At 39.1% G+C, this 1,130-nt stretch carries 2 protein-coding genes; both read left to right on the forward strand.

Features of this window, described 5'->3' with window-relative positions:
• Positions 1-241 (forward strand): tyrosine-type recombinase/integrase (locus DW917_RS13665; protein WP_147344197.1); only part of this gene is annotated, 241 nt, incomplete at its 5' end.
• Positions 242-249: 8 nt separating this feature from the next.
• Positions 250-633 carry a hypothetical protein gene (locus tag DW917_RS13670; protein WP_233524747.1) on the forward strand — a complete coding sequence of 128 codons (384 nt, stop codon included), beginning with the start codon at positions 250-252 and terminating at the stop codon, positions 631-633.
• Positions 634-1,130: the final 497 nt, after the last annotated feature.

Here is a 1,130-nt window from a genome sequence, read left to right on the forward strand (position 1 = left end):
GCACATGAGCCGTCATTCGTTCGCAACCTCGGTTTGCCTCTCCAACGGAGTTCCAATAGAAACCGTGAGTTCAATGCTTGGTCACAAGGACATAAAGACAACCCAGGTGTATGCCAAGATTACCAAGGAGAAATTGAGCAAAGACGTGGAAAAGTTGTCTCAGCAGATTAATAACATTGAGGAATTCACGTTTGGAAATGTTTGCAACGATAATACTAACACTATAAATGGCAGAGTATGAAACGACAAGTGATAACAATACAAGAAGAAATGGTCATCTACGCCCCACATCATGGTGAGGTGTGGATGACAGTTTGGGAGATTGCCGAACTGTTGAATGTAACAGGGACAGCAGTGAAGAATACCATCAAGCGCATTTGGAAACAAAGTGTGCTGAAAGATTTCCAGCTTTCTCAATACATCAAACTTGAAAATGGATATTCTGCGCATGTCTATGATATGGAAGTGATTATCGCCATAGCACTTCAAATGGATACATACCAAGCCTTGTTGTTCAGACAATGGTTTATCAGTAAGGTTGTAAACCGCAAGGATTGCCATGCAGAGCAAGTAAAACACGAGTATCCGATGATTATTGTGATGAACGGAACGATGCCAAGAGGTGCAAGTTAGAATCTCTCATCTTTTAATAAGATTCCTACACCTTTATAAATAATAGCGTACAGAGGAAACGATTTTTGTCGTTGTACCGCACCGCCACAGGAGCAAGATACTGCTGAAAAACACGAAACAAAGAATATAGAAACAGAACAAAGCATAGTTGCAAAACAAGCACGCTCCGTCTGTCGGTTATGACACCTAATTATATATAGGGGTATCTTGATGTTTTTATCATAATAAGATACCCCTGTTTTTTACATGAAATCTCAAATTTGTAAACATACCCCCATCATAAAAAAATGAATAGCAAGTATTCCTGCTGAGTTTATCAAATCAGGGCCATTGTTGTTGATGACGACTCTACCATCAGCTCATATATACCTTTCCGACACAAGCATATATTGTTTTCATTTGTACTCCGAGTGTGTACAGTTTCAAAACATGATTTACATTCTAACATAAGAAACTGAAGCCGTGACCATTTGTGTATTTTTGCCAAACTAACTCCA

This window comes from Prevotella sp. AM42-24 (genome assembly GCF_003461825.1).
Classification (GTDB): domain Bacteria; phylum Bacteroidota; class Bacteroidia; order Bacteroidales; family Bacteroidaceae; genus Prevotella; species Prevotella hominis.